This window comes from Thioalkalivibrio sp. (assembly GCF_041685615.1).
Lineage (GTDB): Bacteria > Pseudomonadota > Gammaproteobacteria > Ectothiorhodospirales > Ectothiorhodospiraceae > Thioalkalivibrio.
The window spans coordinates 45,245-64,075 of sequence record NZ_JAWLFK010000007.1; the positions used below are offsets into that span (position 1 = coordinate 45,245).

17 protein-coding genes, 1 tRNA gene and 1 other RNA gene are annotated in these 18,831 nt (G+C 66.5%); 9 read left to right on the plus strand and 10 right to left on the minus strand.

Annotated elements, in window-relative coordinates; genetic code table 11:
• The first annotated feature begins 5 nt into the window (after window positions 1-5).
• From ACESLR_RS02630 to ACESLR_RS02660, 7 genes are read left to right on the plus strand one after another with little or no spacing between them, the layout of a single operon-like run.
• The gene (locus ACESLR_RS02630; RefSeq protein ID WP_373024350.1) at window positions 6-2,252 is read left to right on the plus strand and encodes an LPS-assembly protein LptD; all 2,247 of its coding nucleotides are present in this window, start codon (window positions 6-8) and stop codon (window positions 2,250-2,252) included.
• Window positions 2,236-3,678, plus strand: coding sequence for a peptidylprolyl isomerase (locus tag ACESLR_RS02635; RefSeq protein ID WP_373024349.1), 1,443 nt, complete (start codon window positions 2,236-2,238; stop codon window positions 3,676-3,678). The genes ACESLR_RS02630 and ACESLR_RS02635 overlap by 17 nt, the downstream gene beginning before the upstream one ends.
• A complete protein-coding gene (gene pdxA / locus ACESLR_RS02640; protein ID WP_373024348.1) occupies window positions 3,644-4,702 on the plus strand; it encodes a 4-hydroxythreonine-4-phosphate dehydrogenase PdxA in 1,059 nt (352 codons plus the stop codon). Before ACESLR_RS02635 ends, pdxA begins: the two co-directional genes overlap by 35 nt.
• Complete coding sequence (rsmA, locus tag ACESLR_RS02645) at window positions 4,699-5,499, plus strand: 16S rRNA (adenine(1518)-N(6)/adenine(1519)-N(6))-dimethyltransferase RsmA (protein ID WP_373024347.1); 801 nt, start codon at window positions 4,699-4,701, stop codon at window positions 5,497-5,499. Before pdxA ends, rsmA begins: the two co-directional genes overlap by 4 nt.
• 34 nt (window positions 5,500-5,533) lie before the next feature.
• On the plus strand, window positions 5,534-6,511 hold the full coding sequence (locus ACESLR_RS02650; RefSeq protein WP_373024346.1) for an ROK family protein: 978 nt from the start codon (window positions 5,534-5,536) through the stop codon (window positions 6,509-6,511).
• Between the two features lie 57 nt (window positions 6,512-6,568).
• A complete protein-coding gene (apaG, locus tag ACESLR_RS02655) occupies window positions 6,569-6,967 on the plus strand; it encodes a Co2+/Mg2+ efflux protein ApaG (protein ID WP_373024345.1) in 399 nt (132 codons plus the stop codon).
• A 14-nt stretch (window positions 6,968-6,981) separates the two neighbouring features.
• Entirely contained in the window at window positions 6,982-7,815 is an 834-nt protein-coding gene (locus tag ACESLR_RS02660; protein ID WP_373066613.1) for a symmetrical bis(5'-nucleosyl)-tetraphosphatase, read from the plus strand.
• A 78-nt stretch (window positions 7,816-7,893) separates the two neighbouring features.
• Here ACESLR_RS02660 and ilvA read toward each other — a convergent pair whose 3' ends face one another.
• Entirely contained in the window at window positions 7,894-9,408 is a 1,515-nt protein-coding gene (gene ilvA, locus ACESLR_RS02665; RefSeq protein ID WP_373024343.1) for a threonine ammonia-lyase, biosynthetic, read from the minus strand.
• 102 nt (window positions 9,409-9,510) lie between these two features.
• Between ilvA and rpiA the strand changes: the two genes are divergently transcribed.
• Window positions 9,511-10,173 (plus strand): ribose-5-phosphate isomerase RpiA, encoded by a 663-nt coding sequence (gene rpiA / locus ACESLR_RS02670; protein ID WP_373024342.1) that lies wholly within the window; start codon window positions 9,511-9,513, stop codon window positions 10,171-10,173.
• Window positions 10,174-10,194: 21 nt separating this feature from the next.
• Window positions 10,195-10,404 (plus strand): DUF2905 domain-containing protein, encoded by a 210-nt coding sequence (locus ACESLR_RS02675; protein WP_373024341.1) that lies wholly within the window; start codon window positions 10,195-10,197, stop codon window positions 10,402-10,404.
• A gap of 72 nt (window positions 10,405-10,476) precedes the next feature.
• Here ACESLR_RS02675 and ACESLR_RS02680 read toward each other — a convergent pair whose 3' ends face one another.
• From ACESLR_RS02680 to ACESLR_RS02720, 9 genes are all read right to left on the minus strand, one after another.
• Window positions 10,477-11,310, minus strand: coding sequence for a rhodanese-like domain-containing protein (locus ACESLR_RS02680; RefSeq protein WP_373024340.1), 834 nt, complete (start codon window positions 11,308-11,310; stop codon window positions 10,477-10,479).
• 214 nt (window positions 11,311-11,524) lie between these two features.
• Window positions 11,525-15,367, minus strand: a complete 3,843-nt coding sequence (locus ACESLR_RS02685; RefSeq protein ID WP_373024339.1) for a DUF3683 domain-containing protein — start codon at window positions 15,365-15,367, stop codon at window positions 11,525-11,527.
• Window positions 15,368-15,480: 113 nt separating this feature from the next.
• Window positions 15,481-15,630, minus strand: a complete 150-nt coding sequence (locus ACESLR_RS02690) for a DUF3096 domain-containing protein (protein WP_017940368.1) — start codon at window positions 15,628-15,630, stop codon at window positions 15,481-15,483.
• 94 nt (window positions 15,631-15,724) lie between these two features.
• Entirely contained in the window at window positions 15,725-16,642 is a 918-nt protein-coding gene (locus ACESLR_RS02695; protein ID WP_373024338.1) for an MBL fold metallo-hydrolase, read from the minus strand.
• 356 nt (window positions 16,643-16,998) lie between these two features.
• Window positions 16,999-17,133, minus strand: a non-coding RNA gene (locus tag ACESLR_RS02700) — RtT sRNA.
• A 37-nt stretch (window positions 17,134-17,170) separates the two neighbouring features.
• Window positions 17,171-17,244: transfer RNA gene (locus ACESLR_RS02705), tRNA-Gln, on the minus strand.
• 40 nt (window positions 17,245-17,284) lie between these two features.
• Window positions 17,285-17,677 carry a 30S ribosomal protein S9 gene (gene rpsI / locus ACESLR_RS02710; protein ID WP_024327177.1) on the minus strand — a complete coding sequence of 131 codons (393 nt, stop codon included), beginning with the start codon at window positions 17,675-17,677 and terminating at the stop codon, window positions 17,285-17,287.
• A 31-nt stretch (window positions 17,678-17,708) separates the two neighbouring features.
• A complete protein-coding gene (rplM, locus tag ACESLR_RS02715) occupies window positions 17,709-18,137 on the minus strand; it encodes a 50S ribosomal protein L13 (protein WP_373024337.1) in 429 nt (142 codons plus the stop codon).
• Between the two features lie 239 nt (window positions 18,138-18,376).
• Window positions 18,377-18,831: DUF4168 domain-containing protein (locus ACESLR_RS02720; protein WP_373066617.1), on the minus strand; the 455-nt coding region annotated here is incomplete at its 5' end.

Here is an 18,831-nt window from a genome sequence, read left to right on the forward strand (position 1 = left end):
CCCGGATGAGCCGACGCCCCCCCAACTCTGTGCCGCACCGTCGCCCGATCGCGCGGCAGGTCGCGGTGGGCCTTGGCCTGGTGAGCGCCAGCCTGGCCCCGGTGACCGTGCCCGCTGACGACCGCCCGGCAGGATGCGAATTCGCCCCGGGGATCGAATGGCCCGAACTGCGCCCCCTCGAGGGTGGCCTGACCGAGATTGACGCCGATCACGTTCGCCGCGAAGGCGAACGCGTCTCGGCCACTGGCAATGTCCAGCTGTTCGAGGCGGACCAGCGGCTGGATGCCGACTTCCTCGAATACGACCGCGCCGCCGGCAGCGCCCGCACCGAGGGCGATACCCGGCTGTTCGACGGCGATCTGCTGCTCCACACCCAGGGCGGCGAGTACCGCCTGGATGCGGAGACCGGCGAATTCCGCAGGATCGATTTCCTGGTGCAGTCCATCCCGGCCCGCGGCAGCGCGGCGCTGGGCATCCAGCAGGCCCCGCACCTCCACGAGTTCGAGGATGCGGAATACACCACCTGCCCGGTCGGCAACGACTCCTGGTGGCTGCGCACCCGCGACCTGAAGCTGAATCGCGAGACCGGCGTAGGCGTGGCGCGCAACGCAACGATTCGCTTCAAGGGCGTGCCCATCGCCTACACCCCGTATATCAGCTTCCCGCTGGACGACCGCCGCAAGAGCGGTTTCCTGCTGCCCAGGGCAGGCACCGGCGGGCGCACCGGGTTCGATCTCGCGACGCCCTGGTACTGGAATATCGCGCCCAATTATGATGCCACCTTCACGCCGCGCATCATGCAAGACCGCGGCATGATGCTCGGAACCGAATTCCGCTACCTCCAGCCCCGGCACAACGGCATTCTCGACGTGCGCTACCTGCCGGATGACCGGCAGACCGGGGAGGACCGACACTTCGCCCAGTGGCGCCACCAGACCCGGATCACCTCCAACCTGAACCTGCGCGTCAACGCCGCGGATGTCTCCGACCGCGAATACTTCTTCGATTTCGGCAACTCGGACCGCTACGGAGGCTCCACACCGTTCCTGCGCCGCTCGGCCGACCTGTCCTGGAACCAGCCCGCCTTTCGCCTGCAAACGCGCATCGAGGACTACCAGATCGTCGACCCTGACCTGAGCGGCGCCGGCGAACCCTATCAGCGCCTGCCGCAGATCACTCTGGAGGCAGGGGAATACCTGGGCCGCGGCCTGTCCTGGGATCTCGACACGGAGTTGGTGCGTTTCGAGCGCGACGAGGACCTGTCCGGGCGCCCGGTGGGCACCCGCCTCGACCTGAACCCCGAAGTGCGCTGGCGCCATGACACCGGTGGCTTCTTCTTCGAGCCCGCCGTGGGCATCCGTCACACCCGCTACGAACTGGACCGCCAGGACAACCGTCCCGAATCGATCAGCCGCACCGTGCCGCGCGCCTCCATCGACACCGGGCTGATCTTCGAGCGCCCGATCGCGGACGGTGGACATCTGCAGACCCTGGAACCGCGCATCTTCTACGGCTACGCGCCCTATCGGAACCAGGACGACATCCCGATCTTCGATACCGGCGAGGCCGACTTCAGCTTCGACAACCTGTTCAGCCTGGACCGCTTCGTCGGCGTTGACCGGGTGGGCGACACTCACCAGATCACCACCGCCCTGACCACGCGGATCTTCGACCAGCAGACCGGCCGCGAGCGTCTGAGCCTGTCCGCCGGCCAGATCCACTACCTGGAAGACCGCGAGGTCCGCCGGAGTCCGGGAGACGACCCACTAACCAATTCACGATCCGATCTCGCGCTGGAAGGCCGGGTCCGCATTGGTGATGCATGGGACGGCCGCGGATCCATCCTGTACAACCGGGATGCCGGCGAAACCACCCTGGCGGCGGTCTCCGTCGGCTACAGCCCGAGAGAACGCGCCCGGATCAACGTAGGCTATCGCCAGCGCGAGGCCGGTGCCCGCTCCATCGACCAGACCGATATCTCCGTGATGTGGCCGGTCACCGAGCGCATCGATGCCATCGGCCGCTGGAACTACAGCCTGCAGGAAGAACGCGATCTCGAACTTCTGGCCGGGCTTCAGTATCGTAGTTGCTGCTATGGTATCCACGTGGTTGCGCGCCGCTCGTACGGCTTCGACGGGACCTACGACAACTCGATTTACTTCCAACTCACGCTGGACGGGCTGGCACGGTTCGATTCCGGCGTGGATTCGCTATTGCGCGAGGGTATTGCCGGATATGACGCACGTCCCTGAACAACGCCGCCGCGGCGGGATCCGCTTCCTGTTGCCGCTGCTGGCCGCCCTGGTCTACATCCTGGGCCTGCCGGCGATGGCCCAGACGAGCGGGCCCTCGGCCGGCGACCTCTCGCAGGGCGCGGTCGAGGCCCCGGTCACCCCCGGGGCCGCCCGCGACAGCGGTTCCCCGGCCGCTCCGATCACCCCCGAGGGCGACCGCTTCACCGACCGCATCCTGGCCGTGGTGGGCGACGACGTGATCACCCAGCGCGAGCTGGTGGAACGCATGAACCTGGTCGCCCAGCAGATGGTCGAACGCGGCAACCGCCCGCCGGACCAGGACACCCTGGCGCGCCAGGTCATGGAGCGCCTGATCGTCGAGCGCGTGCAGCTGCAGGAGGCCGAGCGCGTCGGCATCAACATCGACGAAATGACCCTGAACCGCGCGATGGAGAATATCGCCCGCGAAAACCGCATGACCCTGCCACAACTGCGCCAGGCACTGATGCAGGACGGCGTGGACTTCAACGCCTTTCGCGAGCAGATCCGCCACGAACTGACCGTCAACCAGCTACAGCAACGCCAAGTCGACCAGCGCATCCGCGTATCGGACCAGGAGATTGCCGACCTGATCGCCTCCGAGAGCGGCGCCATTGACCGCGGCGTGCGCTATCGCATCGCACAGATCATGGTCGCCCTGCCGCAGGGGGCCGACGCCCAGCAGATCGCCGAGGCACGCGAGGAGGCCGAAGCGCTGCGCGAGCGCGTACGCGAGGGCGAGGACTTCGCCACCGTCGCGGTCAGCGAATCCGAAGGACCAGATGCCCTGGAGGGTGGCGATCTCGGCTGGCGCTCGGCCAGCGAGATCCCCACCGTTTTCGCGCGCGAGGCCGTGCTGATGCGTTCCGGCGAGATCAGTGAGGTCCTGCGCTCGCCCAGCGGCTTTCACATCATGAAGCTGCTGGACCGCGAGGGCGGTGACCAGACACGCGTGCAGCAGACCCGCGTGCGCCACATCCTGATCAGCCCGGACCAGGTGCGCAGCGACGAGGACGCCCGGCGCCAGGCCCAGTCTCTTTATAACCGCATCCGCGAGGGCGCGAGCTTCGAGGACCTGGCACGCGCCAATTCGGACGATCCGGGTTCGGCGGCCCAGGGCGGCACCCTCGGCTGGATAAGCCCGGGCGAGCTGGTGCCCGGTTTCGAGGAGGCCATGAACGCGCTGGAACCGGGCGTGGTCAGCGAGCCGGTGGAGAGCCAGTTCGGCTGGCACATCATCGAGGTCCTGGAACGCCGCGAGGTGGACACCTCACGCGAACAGATCCGGGCCCGCGCCCGCGAGATCCTGCAGAACCGCAAGCGCGAGGAAGAGCTCGAGCTGTGGCTGCGCCGCCTGCGGGACGAAGCGTATGTCGAATACCGGGTCGACGGCTTCGGTTCCTGATCCGCGCGGGGCCGATCCGGTCCCGCGCCTGGCCCTGACGGCTGGCGACCCGGCCGGCATCGGGCCTGACCTGCTGATCGCCATGGCCCGGAAGCGCGGCCACGCCCAGCGCATCGCCATCGCCGACCCCGGCGTCCTGGAGGCCCGTGCCCGCCAGCTCGGCGAGTCCCTGCGCCTGGTACATTTCGACCCGAAACGCCCGCGCGAGGCCACCCCGGCCCACACCCTCGAGATCCTGCCCGTGCCGGTGGCCCGCCCGGTGGTCGCCGGCACCCTCGACCCGGCCAACGCCGAACACGTGCTGGCCCTGCTCGCCACGGCCGCCGACGGCTGCCTGGAAGGCCGCTTCGAGGCCATGGTCACGGGACCGGTCCACAAGGGCGTAATCAATCGCGCCGGGATTGCCTTCAGCGGGCATACCGAATGGCTGGCCGAACGCGCCGGTGCACCGATGCCGGTGATGATGCTGGCCACCGAAGGACTGCGGGTTGCGCTCGTCACCACTCACCTGCCCCTGCGTGCCGTCCCCGACGCCATTACCGCCGAACGCCTGGAGACCGTGACCCGCGTCCTGCACCACGACCTGCGGCGCGACTTCGGCATCGAGGAACCCGTCATCGCGGTCTGCGGCCTCAACCCGCACGCCGGCGAAGATGGCGTTCTCGGACGCGAGGAAATCGAGATCATCAATCCCACCCTGGAGCGCCTGCGGGATGCCGGCATGCACCTGCGCGGCCCCCTCCCGGCCGACACCGCGTTCACCCCGCGCGCCCTGGAGGGCGTCGATGCCGTGCTCGCCATGTATCACGACCAGGGGCTTCCGGTCCTCAAGCACTCCGGCTTTGGTGGCGCGATCAACGTCACCCTGGGCCTGCCCTTCATCCGCACATCGGTGGACCACGGCACCGCGCTGGACCTGGCCGGCACCGGGCGCGCCGAGGTCGGCAGCTTCCAGGCCGCCGAACGCCTGGCCGAAACCCTCGCGGCCCGCGCCGCCGCCCGCCGGGGCACCACCAGGGCATGACCCGCATCAAGACCTCGTCGCCGATCCGCAAGCGCTTCGGCCAGAATTTCCTCCACGATGCCGGCATCCTCGGTCGCATCGTCGCGGCCATCGACCCGCAACCGGGCGACGCCGTGCTGGAAATCGGCCCCGGCCGGGGCGCCCTGACCGCCGCCCTGCTGGAACGCCTCGACCACCTCGTCGCCGTGGAGATCGACCGCGACCTCGCAGCCGGCCTGCGTGCGGGTTTCCCGCCCGAACGCCTGGAACTGCACGTGGGGGACGCCCTGGACATGCAGCTGACCGAGATCGGCACGCTGCCCGAACGGGGCTGGCGCGTGGTCGGCAACCTGCCCTACAACATCTCCACCCCGCTGATGTTCCACCTGCTGGAGCAGGTCGGCGCGATCCGCGACATGCACTTCCTGCTGCAACGCGAGGTGGTGGAACGCATGACCGCCGCGCCCGGCAGCAAGCGCTACGGACGCCTGACCGTGATGCTGGCTGCCCGCGCCTCGGCGACCGCCCTGTTCACCGTACCCCCCGGGGCCTTCCACCCCCCGCCCAAGGTCTACTCCAGCGTGGTGCGCATCACGCCCCTGGCCGAGCCACGGGTCGCGCCCGCGCTGTACCCGACCTTCGCCCGGGTGGTGAACCAGGCGTTCTCCAGCCGCCGCAAGACGCTACGCCGCGGACTCTCCGGCCTGGTCGGGGTCGCGGACCTCGAGGCCGCCGGACTGGATCCGGGAGAACGCCCCGAAAACATCGACATCCGCGGGTTCGAGGCCCTGGCCCGACGCCTCCACGACGCCGCCTGAACAGGCGGCACCCGCGATCCGCTACCATGGCCCCATGGACCTGATCGTCGCCGATGTCGGCGGGACCAACACCCGCGTCGCCCGCGCCCGCCACAGCGCGGATGGCTGGTCGTTGCACGAGGCTCAGCGCTACCCCAGCCGCGAGCACCCCGATCTCGCCAGCATCCTCGAACGCTGGCACCGCGAACGGGCCACGGTGGATACCTTCGCCGCCGCCGGCCTGGCGGTCGCCGGCCCCGTGCATCAAGGCCAGGCACGCGTCACCAATCTGACCTGGCCACCGCTGGAAGGGGCCACGCTGGGCGAGCGCCTCGGCATGCCGGTCACCCTCCTGAACGACTTTGCCGCCATCGGCGCCAGCCTCGACGCCCTGCAGCCCGGGGACACCGCGACCCTGCAGGACGCCACGCCCGACCCGGACGGACTGCGCCTGGTCGCGGGGGCCGGCACCGGTCTGGGCACCTGCCTGGTGGGGCCTCCCGGTGCCGCCACGATCTACCCGGGAGAGGGCGGGCATGCCCGATTTTCGCCCAGCGGGCCCGAAGAAACCGCGCTGGGCGACTTTGTGGCCCGCGAACTGGGGTATTGCACCCGCGAACACCTACTGAGCGGGCGCGGGATCGCCCGCATCGGACATTTCGAGCTCGACCGGCAACCGGACCCGGAGCTGGAACAGGCCCTGGCCGCCACGGACCCGGCCGCCGCCATCGGCGAACTGGCACGGATGGGAAACCCGGCCGCCCGGCACGTCATCGAACGCTTCGTGCGTCTCTATGCCGGTCAACTGGCCGACATGGCGCTCACCGCACTTCCTACTGGCGGGGTCTATCTCGCCGGCGGCATCGCCCCGCGCTGGGTTGACACCTTCCGCGGACCCCGCTTTCGCAGCGCCTTCCGCAATCGCCCACCGATGACCCACTTGCTTGAGCAATTGCCCGTGGCCCTTATCATGCATCCCGAACCCGGCCTGCTCGGCGCAGCCGTCTGCGCGAGCCGGTCCGTGAAACCCTGAGCCGGGGCTGCCCCGCGTACAGGCGTTTCCCGCTCACGAACCTGGAGCCACAACCGAATGAACCAGCCCCAAGAGCACGATGCCGAAGCCCACACCATCGAGATCGAGGTCTCCACGGCCTATGTGGAGGACCAGTCCGAGCCCGATGACGACCGCTATGTCTTCGCCTATCACGTGGTGATCCGCAACGCGGGCGCGCTGACCGTACAGCTGCTCAACCGCCACTGGATCATCCGCGATGGCCGTGACCAGACCCAGGAGGTCCGCGGCGAGGGCGTGGTCGGCGAGCAGCCCAGCATCGAACCCGGCGACAGCTTCGAATATACCAGTGGCACGGTAATCGAGACCCCGGTGGGCACCATGGAGGGCTCCTACGGCATGCGCGACGAACGCGGCAACACCTTCGATGCGCCGATCCCGCCGTTCACCCTCTCCGTCCCGCGCACCCTGCACTAGGCCCGCCCAACGCGATGGCACTGTACGCAGTAGGCGATCTCCAAGGCTGCCGGGACCCGCTGGACCGGCTCCTCGATGAGGTGCGGTTCGACCCGGCCGAGGATCACCTGTGGCTGGTTGGGGACCTGGTCAACCGCGGACCGGACTCGCTGGGCTGTCTGCGCCGGGTCATCGCCCTGGGCGACGCGGCGACGACAGTACTCGGCAATCATGACCTGCATCTTCTGGCCACCGCCCAGGGCGTCCGCACGCCCGGCGGCAAGGACACCCTGCGCCCGGTGCTGGACGCCCCGGATGCCGCCGAGATGCTGGACTGGCTGGCGCGGCGCCCGCTGCTCCATTCCGACGCGACCAGCGGCTGGACCATGGTGCACGCGGGAGTGCCCCCGGCCTGGGACCTGGATGCCGCACACGCCGAGGCGCGACGGGTCGAGGCCGAGCTGAGCGACCCGGCGCGCCGTCACGCCTTCCTGGACGTTATGTTTGGCAACGAGCCGGCGCAGTGGAGCCCCGATCTCGACGGCTACGACCGCCTGCGTTACACCGTCAACGCCTTTACTCGCATGCGCTACCTCACCCAGGAAGGGGCCCTGGAGTTCACCGGCAACGGCCCGCCAGAGAAAGCGCCTCCCGGCCTTACGCCCTGGTTCCGAATGCCGGGCCGCGCGGCCGCCGGGCATCCGCTCGTGTTCGGCCACTGGGCGGCGCTCGGGCATCGGGTGGGGGCGGACTGGCTGGCGCTGGACAGCGGCTGCGTCTGGGGCAACGGCATGACGCTCGCCCGTCTCGATGATACCGGGGGCGATCCCGCGCGCGTCACCACCTGGCAGACGCCCTGCCCCACCTGATTGGTTCGCTACCGTACCTGTCACCACCTTCCCGATCGCTCGCCCTCGTCCAGCCGCCTGCCGGGTGGCGGCACCCTGTCAGCGGAGGAAGAGGGAATACGCCGGATTGGCGGTCTCCTCGTGCCATGGATACCCGACCTCCTTCAGAAACTCGCGGAACCGCGCCCGATCCTCGGCCGGGATCTGCATGCCGACCAGAACGCGCCCGTAGGCCGCCCCGTGATTGCGGTAATGGAACAGGCTGATGTTCCAGGTCTGCCCCATGTGGGTCAGGAAGTTCAGCAGCGCCCCGGGACGCTCCGGAAACTCGAAGCGGTAGATCCGCTCGTTACGGACCTCGCCCCCGTGCCCCCCGACCATGTGCCGCAGGTGCAGCTTGGCGACCTCGTTCTCGGTCATGTCGAGGACCTCGTATCCGGCGCCCTCAAGGGCTTCCAGGATCTCCTGGCGCTCGGCATCGCCACCCTCGAGCTTGATCCCCGCAAACACATGCGCGCGCTCGTCGTCCGCATAGCGATAGTTGAACTCGGTGATGCCGCGCTTGCCGATGGCCTGACAGAACTGGCGAAAGCTCCCCGGGCGCTCGGGGATGGTCACGGCGAACAGGGCCTCCCGATGCTCGCCGATCTCGGCACGCTCGGCCACGTGGCGCAAGCGATCGAAGTTGATATTGGCCCCGCTGAGTACCGCCGCCAGGTTCGCTCCCTGCAGGCCCTCGCGCTGGATGTATTGCTTCATGCCGGCCACCGCGAGGGCCCCGGCGGGCTCGGCCACCACGCGGGTATCGTCGAAGATGTCCTTGATCGCCGCGCAGATGGAATCGGTATCCACCAGCAGGACCTCGTCGACCAGATCGCGGCACAGGCGGAAGGTCTCCTTGCCGACCTGGCGCACCGCGGCGCCGTCCGCGAAGATGCCGACCTGCTTGAGGTTGACCCGGCGGTTCTGCTGCAAGGCCTTGTACATCGAGGGCGCATCATCCGGCTCCACGCCGATCACCTTGATCTCCGGACGCAGGCGCTTGATGTAGGCGGCCATGCCGGCCGCCAGGCCACCGCCCCCGATGCACACGAACACCGCGTCCAGTTCGCTCGGGTGCTGGCGCAGCAACTCCATCGCCACGGTCCCCTGTCCGGCGATCACGTCGGGGTCGTCGAATGGGTGAATGAACGTATAGCCATGCTTCTGTTCCAGCTCGCGGGCGTGCGCCGCGGCCTCGTCGAAGGAGTCCCCGTGGAGCACGGCCTTGCCGCCAAACCGGCGGACCGCGGCGATCTTGATCGACGGTGTAGTCACCGGCATCACGATCACCGCCTTGATGCCCAGATGGCTGGCCCCCAGCGCGACCCCCTGGGCGTGGTTGCCGGCGGACGCCGCCACCACGCCCTTGGCGCGCTGCTGTGGGGTCAGCTGGGCGATCTTGTTGTAGGCGCCGCGCAGCTTGAAGGAGAACACCGGCTGCAGGTCCTCGCGCTTAAGCCACAACGTGGATCCCAGACGCTGCGACAGGGTCGGCATCGGGTCCAGTGGCGTCTCACGCGCCACGTCGTAGACACGCGCCGTCAGGATCTTCTCTAGATAGGGAAATTTCATGGCGAAACCATAGCATGCGCGCCACTCACGGTTCCGCTTGTCCCGGGGGCGGAGCAGTGGGTATCCTCAATAGGTTATGGACCGTACATGCGAGAGACGTTGATGAATCAGGACGAAATGAAAAAGGCGGTCGCCGAGGCGGCGCTGGAACGGATCGAGAGTGGCTGGATCGTGGGCGTGGGAACCGGCTCCACCGCCAACTACTTCATCGACGCCCTGGCCGGCATCAAGGGCAAGATCGACGGTGCCGTGGCCTCCAGCGAGGCCAGCGCCGAGCGCCTGCGCGGCCACGGCATCGAGGTGTTGGACCTAAACTCCGCCGGCCCGCTGCCGATCTACGTCGACGGGGCCGACGAGGCCACCCGGCACCTGCACCTGACCAAGGGAGGCGGCGGCGCGCTGACCCGCGAGAAGATCGTCGCGGCGGCGTCGAAGACCTTTGTCTGCGTCGTCGACGAGACCAAGGTGGTGGACTACCTCGGTGCCTTCCCCCTGCCGGTCGAGGTCATCCCGATGGCACGCAGTCATGTCGCACGCGCGCTTTCGAGGCTGGGGGGGAACCCGGAGTTGCGCGAGGGCTTCAAGACCGACAACGGCAACGTCATCCTCGATGTGCACAACCTGCGCATCATGAATCCGGTCGAGCTGGAGTCCGAGCTGGACCACATCGCCGGCGTCGTGACCAACGGCCTGTTCGCCCGCCGTTCCGCCGACGTCATGCTGGTGGGCTCCGCCTCGGGCGTCGAGGAGATGGTCGCCCAGTAACAACGAGCCAGATCGTTCGCCATGACCGGGGCCGGCAAGTGGCTGATCATCATCGGCGGGCTGATCATGGTGATCGGCCTCCTATGGCCCTGGCTGGGTAAAATCCCCTGGGGCCGGCTCCCGGGGGACATCGTGATCGAGGGCGAGAACAGCCGCTTCTACTTCCCGCTCACCACGATGATCATCGTCAGCGTGGCGATCTCGATCCTGCTGGCGCTTTTCCGGCGCTGATACCGCTTCAACCAAAAGGGCCGGGATCGCGAGACCCCGGCCCTTTTCGCTGGACGCAACGGCACGCCCGGATCAGCGGCTCATCACCTCGTCATAGAAGTGCTGAAGGCCGCCTTCCAGGAAGCGGTAGTCCTCGATACCGCGCTCCTCCAGATGGTACTGCAGCCAGCGGACCTGCTGGCCATTCTGGTCAAAGATCAACAGCGGACTGCCGTCGCGGCGGGCCCGGTCGACGATGCGATTGAGGCGGTCGATATTTTCCAGCGAAGCGGAGACCTCGCGTCCGGCGAACAGCGAGATCTCGTCACGTTGCTCGCTGCCCCGGACGTCCACCACGACCGCGTCATCGTCGTCGCGGACACGACGGGCAAAGGAGTCGGCATCGAGCAACCGCGCCTCGAACGCCTCGTCGTCAATGAGCTGGGACTCGGAGTCCTCGATCGGCTCGCCGCGCAGTATGGCCAGGTCCGGGTAGCGTTCCGCCCAGTCCCTGACCCCGGCATCATACGCTTGGGTCGGGCCCAGCCCGGCCGAATTCGCCCGCGCTGCCGCGCGATAGGACATATAGCTCTCGCGCCCGTTGCAGTAGAACACCAGCGGGCCACCGTGCTCCTCCTCCAGCGCCCGGACCTGATCCTCGAAATCCGGCGCACTCAGCGGGACATGATGGGCCCCCTCGATATGCAGGATGTCGTACTCCAGACGCGGACGAACATCGATCAGCGTGGAACGCGAGAGCTGCCCGCGCAGATCGAACAGGTCCACGGCATCCACGCCAAACCGCTCGTACAAACTGCGACCGGGAAACTCGACGAAGGCCTGGGCACCGGCGGCGATGGGGGCACCCGCCAGCCCGACACAAAGGGCCATGGCGGCGAGGCGGGGACTCAAAGAGCGAAAGGTCATGCGAACTCCCTTGCATGGACGGGTGGAAATGCCGCACGCGCTGCCGCGGCCTCGACGAACGTGTGGGACGATACGGATTCCGATCCCCCATTTACGCCCGCTAGGGCGACGCGGGGCGATAATCCTTTATTCCACGGCGCGCGTCGGTTGCCCCGATTGTAGCCAACCCGGACGGCGCCGTGTGGAGTATGCGCCCCGGGAGCCGCTCACGGCACTACAGCAGGACCTTCTCGATACCGCCCTCGCGGGCGCGCTCGATGAAGTCCTTCTGCCAGCCCTCCCCCATCAGGCGGTTGGCCATCTCCACCACGATGTAATCGGTGTCGAGGCCCGTGTCCTCGCGATACCGCGACAGGCCCTGCTGGCAGGCCGGGCAGGAGGTCAGCATCTTCACGTTCCCGTCCTTCGCCGTCTCCTCGCCGGTCAGTTCCTTGATGCCCTTGTGCAACTCTTCCTGCTTGCGAAAGCGCACCTGGGTGGCAATATCCGGGCGACTGATCGCGAAGGTACCCGCCTCGCCACAGCAGCGGTTGGACTGCAGGACCTCCTGGCCCAGCAGCTTGGCCGCGACGTCCGTCGGCTTGTGCGACTTCATCGGAGAGTGACAGGGATCGTGGTACATGTACTGCACCCCATTGAGGCCCTCGAGGTGCACCCCCTTTTCCATCAGGTACTCGTGGATGTCCAACAGGCGACAGCCCGGGAAGATCCGCTCGAACTCGTACTTCAGGAGCTGATCCATGCAGGTGCCGCAGGACACCACCACGGTCTTGATGTCGAGATAGTTGAGCGTGGTCGCGAGGCGGTGGAACAGCACCCGGTTCTCGGTACTGATCTGCTGCCCCTTCTCGAAATCGCCACCGGCGTTCTGCGGGTAGCCACAGCACAGATAACCGGGGGGCAACACGGTCTGCGCGCCCACGTCGTAGAGCATGGCGAGCGTGGCCAGTCCCACCTGGCTGAACAGGCGCTCGGAGCCACAGCCCGGGAAGTAGAACACCGCATCCGAATCGAGATCGGTCTTCACCGGGTCACGCAGGATCGGCACGTAGCGTGAATCCTCCAGCCCCAGCATCTGGCGGGTGGTCTGGCTCGGCAGTCCGGCGGGCATCGGCTTTTTCACGAAGTGAACGACCTGCTCGTGCATCGGTGCCTTGCCGGTGGTCGAGCGCGGGGTCTTGCCCTCGCCGGTCAGGTTCAGCTTCTTGAATGCAAAATGCCCCAGGCGCTGGGCGGCATAGCCCATCTGGATCGCCCCCTTGCGGATGCCCTTGATGGTGGCCGGGTCCTTCGCGTTGAGGAAGGCCATGGACATCATCGTCGCCGGCGTCGCCTTGCGCTTGCCCTTCTTGCTCAGGATCGAGCGCATGTGCATGGTCACGTCACCGAAGTCGATGTCGACCGGGCAAGGATTCAGGCACTTGTGGCAGATCGTGCAGTGATCCGCGACGTCGTTCATCTCCTCGAAGTGATTCAGCGACAGACCGCGCCGGGTCTGCTCCTCGTAGAGGAACGCCTCGACGATCAACCCGGTCGCCAGGATCTTGTTGCGCGGCGAGTACAGCAGGTTGGCCCGCGGGACATGCGTGTTGCACTCCGGCTTGCACTTGCCACAGCGCAGACAGTCCTTGATCTCGTCGTTGAGATCGCCCAGTTCGCTCTGCTCGAGGATCAGCGCCTCCTGCTTCACCAGGCGCAGCGACGGCGTGTACGCATTGGACAGCCCGGATCCCTCCAGCAGCTTGCCCGCGTTGAACACGCCGTTCGGATCGACCTGTTTCTTGTACTCGGCGAACGACTCGATGCGTTCCGGCTCCAGGTACTGCATCTTGGTCAGGCCAATGCCGTGCTCGCCGGAGATCACCCCGTTGAGCTCGCGCGCCAGGCGCATCACGTCGTCCACCAGCCGCTCGGCCCGGTGCATCATCTGGTAGTCGTTGGAGTTGACCGGGATGTTGGTATGCACGTTGCCGTCGCCCGCATGCATGTGCAGGGCGATGAACAGTCGGCTGGTCAGCACGCGGTCATGGATCGCGGTCAGACGCTTGCGCACCGGCTCCAGCTGGTGGCCGCCGAAGATCTCGAACAACGGGCGCTCGACCTCTGCACGATAGGAGATGCGCAGGCTGCGGCGCAGCAGAAGGTTCATCAGCTTGTCGTGATCACGGCGATCGGCGCGGGCCAGCTCGTCCAGCAGCTCGTCGCATTCCGAGGCCTGGGTAAAGAAGTTCTCCGAGATCTTCTCCCAGCGCTTCTTCACCTCCTCCAGGACCTCTACCGCACGCTCGCGCTTGGATTCGAACCACTGCTGACCCTCGCCGCCGGTATCCTCCAGCAGTTCGCGCAGTTCCGGGTGGTCGCCGCGCATGCATTCCAGCATCTCGTCGACCATGGTCAGCTTGTTCTTCAGCGACTCGCGCACGTTCAGGGATTCGATGCCCTCGGTGTACTCCGCCAGGCGCTCCAGCGGGATCACCACATCCTCGTTGATCTTGAACGCATTGGTATGGTGGGCAATCGCCGCGGTGCGGGCGCGATCCGCCCAGAAGCGCTTGCGTGCCTCGGGGCTGACGGCAATGAAGCCCTCGCCATTACGGGCATTGGCCGCACGCACCATGCGGGCCGCCAGCTGACCCAGCGCATCTTCGTTGTCGGAGACGATGTCCGCGACCAGGACCATCTTCGGCAGGTCGCCGCGTGCCCCCTTCGGGGTGTACTTGACCGCGCGCACGTAGCGCTCGTCCAGGTGTTCGAGGCCCGCCAGCAGGACCTCGTCCTCGGCATCCACGGCGTCCTTGATCTCGACAATCGCCGGGACCGCCTGGTGCAGGTCGGTCCCGTAGAACTCGAGGCACACGGTGCGGATGTTGTCCGGCATCCGGTGCAGGATAAACTCGGCCGAGGTGATCAGGCCGTCGCAACCCTCCTTCTGGATGCCCGGCACGCCCATCAGCGTCTTGTCGGTGACGTCCTTGCCCAGCCCCAGCTTGCGGAAATTCTGCCCCGGCATCTCCAGGATTTCGGGCGCGCCCTTCGGCGTCTTGCCATCCGGCTGATAGCGGGTCACGCGGAAGCGCACGGTCTCGGCGTCGTGAATCTTGCCGAGGTTGTGATCCAGCCGCTCGATGTACAACCACTCCGCCTCGGGCGTGACCATCGTCCAGGCGGCGAGGTTATCCAGCGCGGTTCCCCACAACACGGCCTTCTTGCCACCGGCGTTCATCGCCACGTTTCCGCCGATGGTCGAGGCGTCCTGCGAGGTGGGGTCCACCGCGAACACCAGGCCGTTGCGATCGGCCAGCTCGGAGACCCGCTTGGTGACCACGCCGGCCTCCACGCGCACCACCGGCACGTCATGGTCGACACCCGGCAGCGACCGGCGCTTCACATCACCAAGACCCTCGAGCTTCTCGGTGTTGATGACCGCCGAACGCTTGGACAGGGGTACAGCGCTGCCGGTATAGCCGGTGCCGCCGCCACGCGGGATCACCGTCAGGCCCAGCTCGATGCATGCCGCAACCAGCGGTCCCATCTCTTGTTCGGAATCCGGGGTGAGAACCACGAACGGTAGCTCCACGCGCCAGTCGGTGGCATCCGTTACGTGGGAGACGCGCGCCAGCCCGCCGAACTGGATATTGTCCCGGTGCGTCAGGGCCTTCATGCGCTTGCGCACCTTGTCGCGTAGCGCAGCGGTGTCGGTGAACTCCTGCGCAAAGGCGGATACCGCCGCCTGCGCCCGACGGGCCAGCTTCAGCGCCTTCTCGTTGCCGTCGGCCCGGGCCGTGATCTGGTCCAGACGATGCTGCATGGCGTCGATCAGCGCCTTGCGGCGCTTCTTGTCCTCCAGCAGGTCGTCCTGGATATACGGGTTACGGGTGACCACCCACATGTCCCCCAGGACCTCGAACAGCATGCGCGCGGACACGCCCGTCCGACGCTCCCCACGCAGTTCGTTGAGGAGATCCCAGGTGTCGGATCCCAGGAAACGAATGACAATTTCGCGGTCGGAGAATGAGGTGTAGTTATAGGGTATTTCTCGAACGCGTTCGGCGGTCATTGAGGCTTGGCCCCCCGATCAGAATGAGGCCAAAGAGTAACGGGTCCGCGCGACCTGCGCACGAACTCGCACTGTTGGTCCATGCTTTTGGGTGCCAAACTATCGGCGTCTGCCTAGAAATAGGCGAGCAGCCCCAGCACCCCTACCACGATCAGGTAGATCGCAACGATGTAATTCAGCAGACGGGGGCGGATCAGGATCAGGATTCCCGCCACCAGTGACAGGATGGCCATCAGGAGGCCCGGTTCGATATTCAGTGTCATTGGCGATCACTCCTTTCGCTCGCGGGGGGGGGGCGGAGATACCTCAAGCGCCCACCAGGGAAACGGCCTGGCCTCCCCCGGGACTCATTTCATTTCAGAAAAGCTTCTCTTCCATCTCCAGATAGACCGCATTCGCGTTGCTGCGATTGGTCTGCTCGAAGGCCGGCAGATCCTCGTATTCGCTCCAGTCCATCGCGGCGTAGGCCTCGTCGAAGGTCTCCATGTCTTCCACCGCCGCGGCCATGTGCTCGCGCAGCTTGACCAGGTAGTCCCGGGTGAACTTCACCGCGCGATCGGCCCGATCGGTAGCCTCGCCATGCCCGGGCACCAGGAATTTCAGGTCCATCTCCATCAGCTCTTCCAGGCGGTTGACCCAATTCTCGGAGTCCAGCGAGTCGTCACCGAGGAACGGGATCCGGCCGTCGAAGACGATGTCCCCGGCAAACACCACGCCGGTCTCTTCGACTACCATGATGATGTCGTCCGGCGAGTGGGCCGGGCCGGCATGGACGCAACGGAAGGTCTTGCCACCCAGGCGGATGGTGTACTCGTCGTCGAAGAATTCGTCCGGCGGGATGATCTGGGTGTCCTCGTCCACCCACGGGCTCAGCACGCCGCGGCGCTGTTCCAGCCGGGCCACCGCACCGTCACCGCCGAGATAGTCCCGCGCCCGCGACTGGCCGATGATCTTCGCATCGGTGTGGTCCGCGAATGCCTGAAGCCCGTAGATGTGATCCGCATGGTAATGCCCGGCGATCACGTACTTGATCGGCTGGTCGGTCACCTCGCGAATGCGGCGAATCATCTCGAACCCGAGGGATGGGGTACCCAGGGCGTCATAGACCACCACGCCCTCGTCGGTCACCACGAACCCCGCATTCGATGTATGCCCCTCGTTGTCGGGATCGGGGACTCCGGAGATCCCGATCATGTACCAGGTGTCCGCACCCTCGACCTCGTGGGCGGTGGTATCGACGGTCACGGGCTCGTAGGGGTTATCGGGTACCGACATGTTGATTCCTCTCGTTTTGATCTCTTCTGCATTCAGCCAAATTCGGCCCGGTGACTCCGGGCTCTGCGAAGTTGGACGGAAAAAGGGCGCGAGAATTCCCTGCATTTCCCGATCCTGGTGGAGGGATTCTAGCGTAGACAGGGCGGAGATGACCGAGGACCTGATGCCGGGACCCGGGTCCACCCCGAATGGGGAAGAAAATGGGCCGAAGGGACCTCGTCCGGTCGTCGATGAGGCTTCGGGGACCATCGACAGGCACGGGCCAAAAAGCGACTGGCCCGGGAGTCATGGCCCGGATGATTGCCCCGCCTATGCGACATACGGGTGCGCCCTGTCGAGGGGAGCACCCGCATGGATGGCTGGGGAACCAGGATTACTCGGCGCTATGCGCCTCGCCCTTCGGGCCAGCGCCGCAAACGGCGCTGTTCGGCTCGGCTACGCCTCACCGTCGACCCTTGCAGGTTCTCATCCTGAAATCTTCCAGCCATCCATGAAAAAAGGCCCCACAAGGGGGCCTTCTTCCATGGATGGCTGGGGGACCAGGATTCGAACCTGGGTTGACGGAGTCAGAGTCCGTAGTCCTACCGCTAGACGATCCCCCAGTAAACCGGGTCGGGTGCAGCCCGAAACTCGGCGCGTATCTTAACGCTTCGAGTACTGGGTTGCACGACGGGCCTTCCGCAGGCCGATCTTCTTCCGCTCCACCTCGCGGGCATCGCGGGTCAGGTGACCCCCGCGGCGCAGCGGCGAGCGCAGCTCTTCGTTGTACTGCACCAGGGCACGGGCGATGCCCAGACGGATCGCGCCGGCCTGGCCATTGCCGCCACCGCCTTCGACGGTTGCGATCACGTCAAAGTTGTCGGTCGACTCGGTCGCCTCCAGCGGCTGGCGCACGACCATGCGCGAGGTCTGGCGGCCGAAGAAGTCGTCCAGCGGCTTCTCGTTAACCGTGATGTTGCCCGTACCGGGGCGCAGGAAGACACGCGCCGAGGCGGTCTTGCGGCGGCCGGTGCCGTAATACTGATTGGTAGCCATTCGGATCGATTCCCTTGCTGATTCTGGCGGCTCAGACTTCGAGCGGCTGCGGCTGCTGGGCCGTGTGCCGGTGTTCGGTACCGGCGTAGACCTTGAGCTTCTTGAACATGGCCCGGCCAAGCGGATTGCGCGGCAGCATGCCCTTCACGGCAAGCTCCAGCACCTTCTCCGGATGACGCTTGATCATCTGGGTGAAGTTAGCTTCCTTGATACCACCCGGGTACCCGGAGTGGTGGAAGTACTTCTTGTCCATGGCCTTGTTGCCGGAGACGCGAATCTTTTCCGCGTTGATCACGACGATGTAGTCGCCGGTATCGACATGCGGCGTGTACACGGGCTTGTGCTTCCCGCGCAGGCGGCGTGCGATCTCGGTGGCGAGTCGGCCGAGGGTCTTGCCGTCGGCGTCGACGAGAAACCAGTCGCGTTCGACTTCGGCCGGCTTGGCGCTGATGGTACTCATGATGTTCGAGGCTCCGAGGTCGGGGCGATTCAGAAAGCGCGCAAGAATAACGCTTCCCTTCACCCGATTCAAGCAAAAGGGACAATTCTCGAGAGACACCGGGCTCCGCTCCATGTTCTCCGGAGATGGCATGGCGGGCGGCGGCTGCGCGAGCACCCCTGCACACAATAAAGGGGCCGCCCTGAGAGCGGCCCCTGTGCAGTGCCGGGACCCAGAGGCCCCGAGCGGCGGACGTTACCCTATTCCATCTCGGATTCGGCGCGCTCCTGCACTTCCTGCATCAACTCCGGGTCGTTCTGCAGGGCCATGGCGACTTCGTTGTACTGCTCGACGTCCATGCCAGCGTCTTCCACGGCGCTGACCATCTCGTCCTGCGCTTCCTGCTGCATGGACTGGGCCTCGCTCTCGTCCTCGGCATCCTGCAGGCGATCGGCGAAGTCCTCGCGCACCTCCTGCACTGCGACAAAGGCGGCCACGAAGGTGTCGATGTCTTCTTCACTCAGATCAACATCGGGGGCTTCCTGCATCGGGGCACCGCCCTCGGCCGCGCCACCCTGGGCACCACCCTGCGGCGGCTGACCGCCCTGGGCGCCACCACCGGCACCGGCACCACCGCCAGCACCACCGGCACCGCCGCCAGCACCGCCTTCCTGGGCCGGCGGCTGGCCACCCTGGGCACCACCCATGTCACCGC

Excerpts from the sequence above, each read along its gene's own strand:
- ACESLR_RS02630 (WP_373024350.1), top strand. The coding sequence starts at position 6 with ATGAGCCGACGCCCCCCCAACTCTGTGCCGCACCGTCGCCCGATCGCG.
- ACESLR_RS02635 (WP_373024349.1), top strand. The coding sequence starts at position 2,236 with ATGACGCACGTCCCTGAACAACGCCGCCGCGGCGGGATCCGCTTCCTG.
- pdxA (WP_373024348.1), top strand. The coding sequence starts at position 3,644 with ATGTCGAATACCGGGTCGACGGCTTCGGTTCCTGATCCGCGCGGGGCC.
- rsmA (WP_373024347.1), top strand. The coding sequence starts at position 4,699 with ATGACCCGCATCAAGACCTCGTCGCCGATCCGCAAGCGCTTCGGCCAG.
- ACESLR_RS02650 (WP_373024346.1), top strand. The coding sequence starts at position 5,534 with ATGGACCTGATCGTCGCCGATGTCGGCGGGACCAACACCCGCGTCGCC.
- apaG (WP_373024345.1), top strand. The coding sequence starts at position 6,569 with ATGAACCAGCCCCAAGAGCACGATGCCGAAGCCCACACCATCGAGATC.
- ACESLR_RS02660 (WP_373066613.1), top strand. The coding sequence starts at position 6,982 with ATGGCACTGTACGCAGTAGGCGATCTCCAAGGCTGCCGGGACCCGCTG.
- ilvA (WP_373024343.1), bottom strand. The coding sequence starts at position 9,408 with ATGAAATTTCCCTATCTAGAGAAGATCCTGACGGCGCGTGTCTACGAC.
- rpiA (WP_373024342.1), top strand. The coding sequence starts at position 9,511 with ATGAATCAGGACGAAATGAAAAAGGCGGTCGCCGAGGCGGCGCTGGAA.
- ACESLR_RS02675 (WP_373024341.1), top strand. The coding sequence starts at position 10,195 with ATGACCGGGGCCGGCAAGTGGCTGATCATCATCGGCGGGCTGATCATG.
- ACESLR_RS02680 (WP_373024340.1), bottom strand. The coding sequence starts at position 11,310 with ATGACCTTTCGCTCTTTGAGTCCCCGCCTCGCCGCCATGGCCCTTTGT.
- ACESLR_RS02685 (WP_373024339.1), bottom strand. The coding sequence starts at position 15,367 with ATGACCGCCGAACGCGTTCGAGAAATACCCTATAACTACACCTCATTC.
- ACESLR_RS02690 (WP_017940368.1), bottom strand. The coding sequence starts at position 15,630 with ATGACACTGAATATCGAACCGGGCCTCCTGATGGCCATCCTGTCACTG.
- ACESLR_RS02695 (WP_373024338.1), bottom strand. The coding sequence starts at position 16,642 with ATGTCGGTACCCGATAACCCCTACGAGCCCGTGACCGTCGATACCACC.
- rpsI (WP_024327177.1), bottom strand. The coding sequence starts at position 17,677 with ATGGCTACCAATCAGTATTACGGCACCGGCCGCCGCAAGACCGCCTCG.
- rplM (WP_373024337.1), bottom strand. The coding sequence starts at position 18,137 with ATGAGTACCATCAGCGCCAAGCCGGCCGAAGTCGAACGCGACTGGTTT.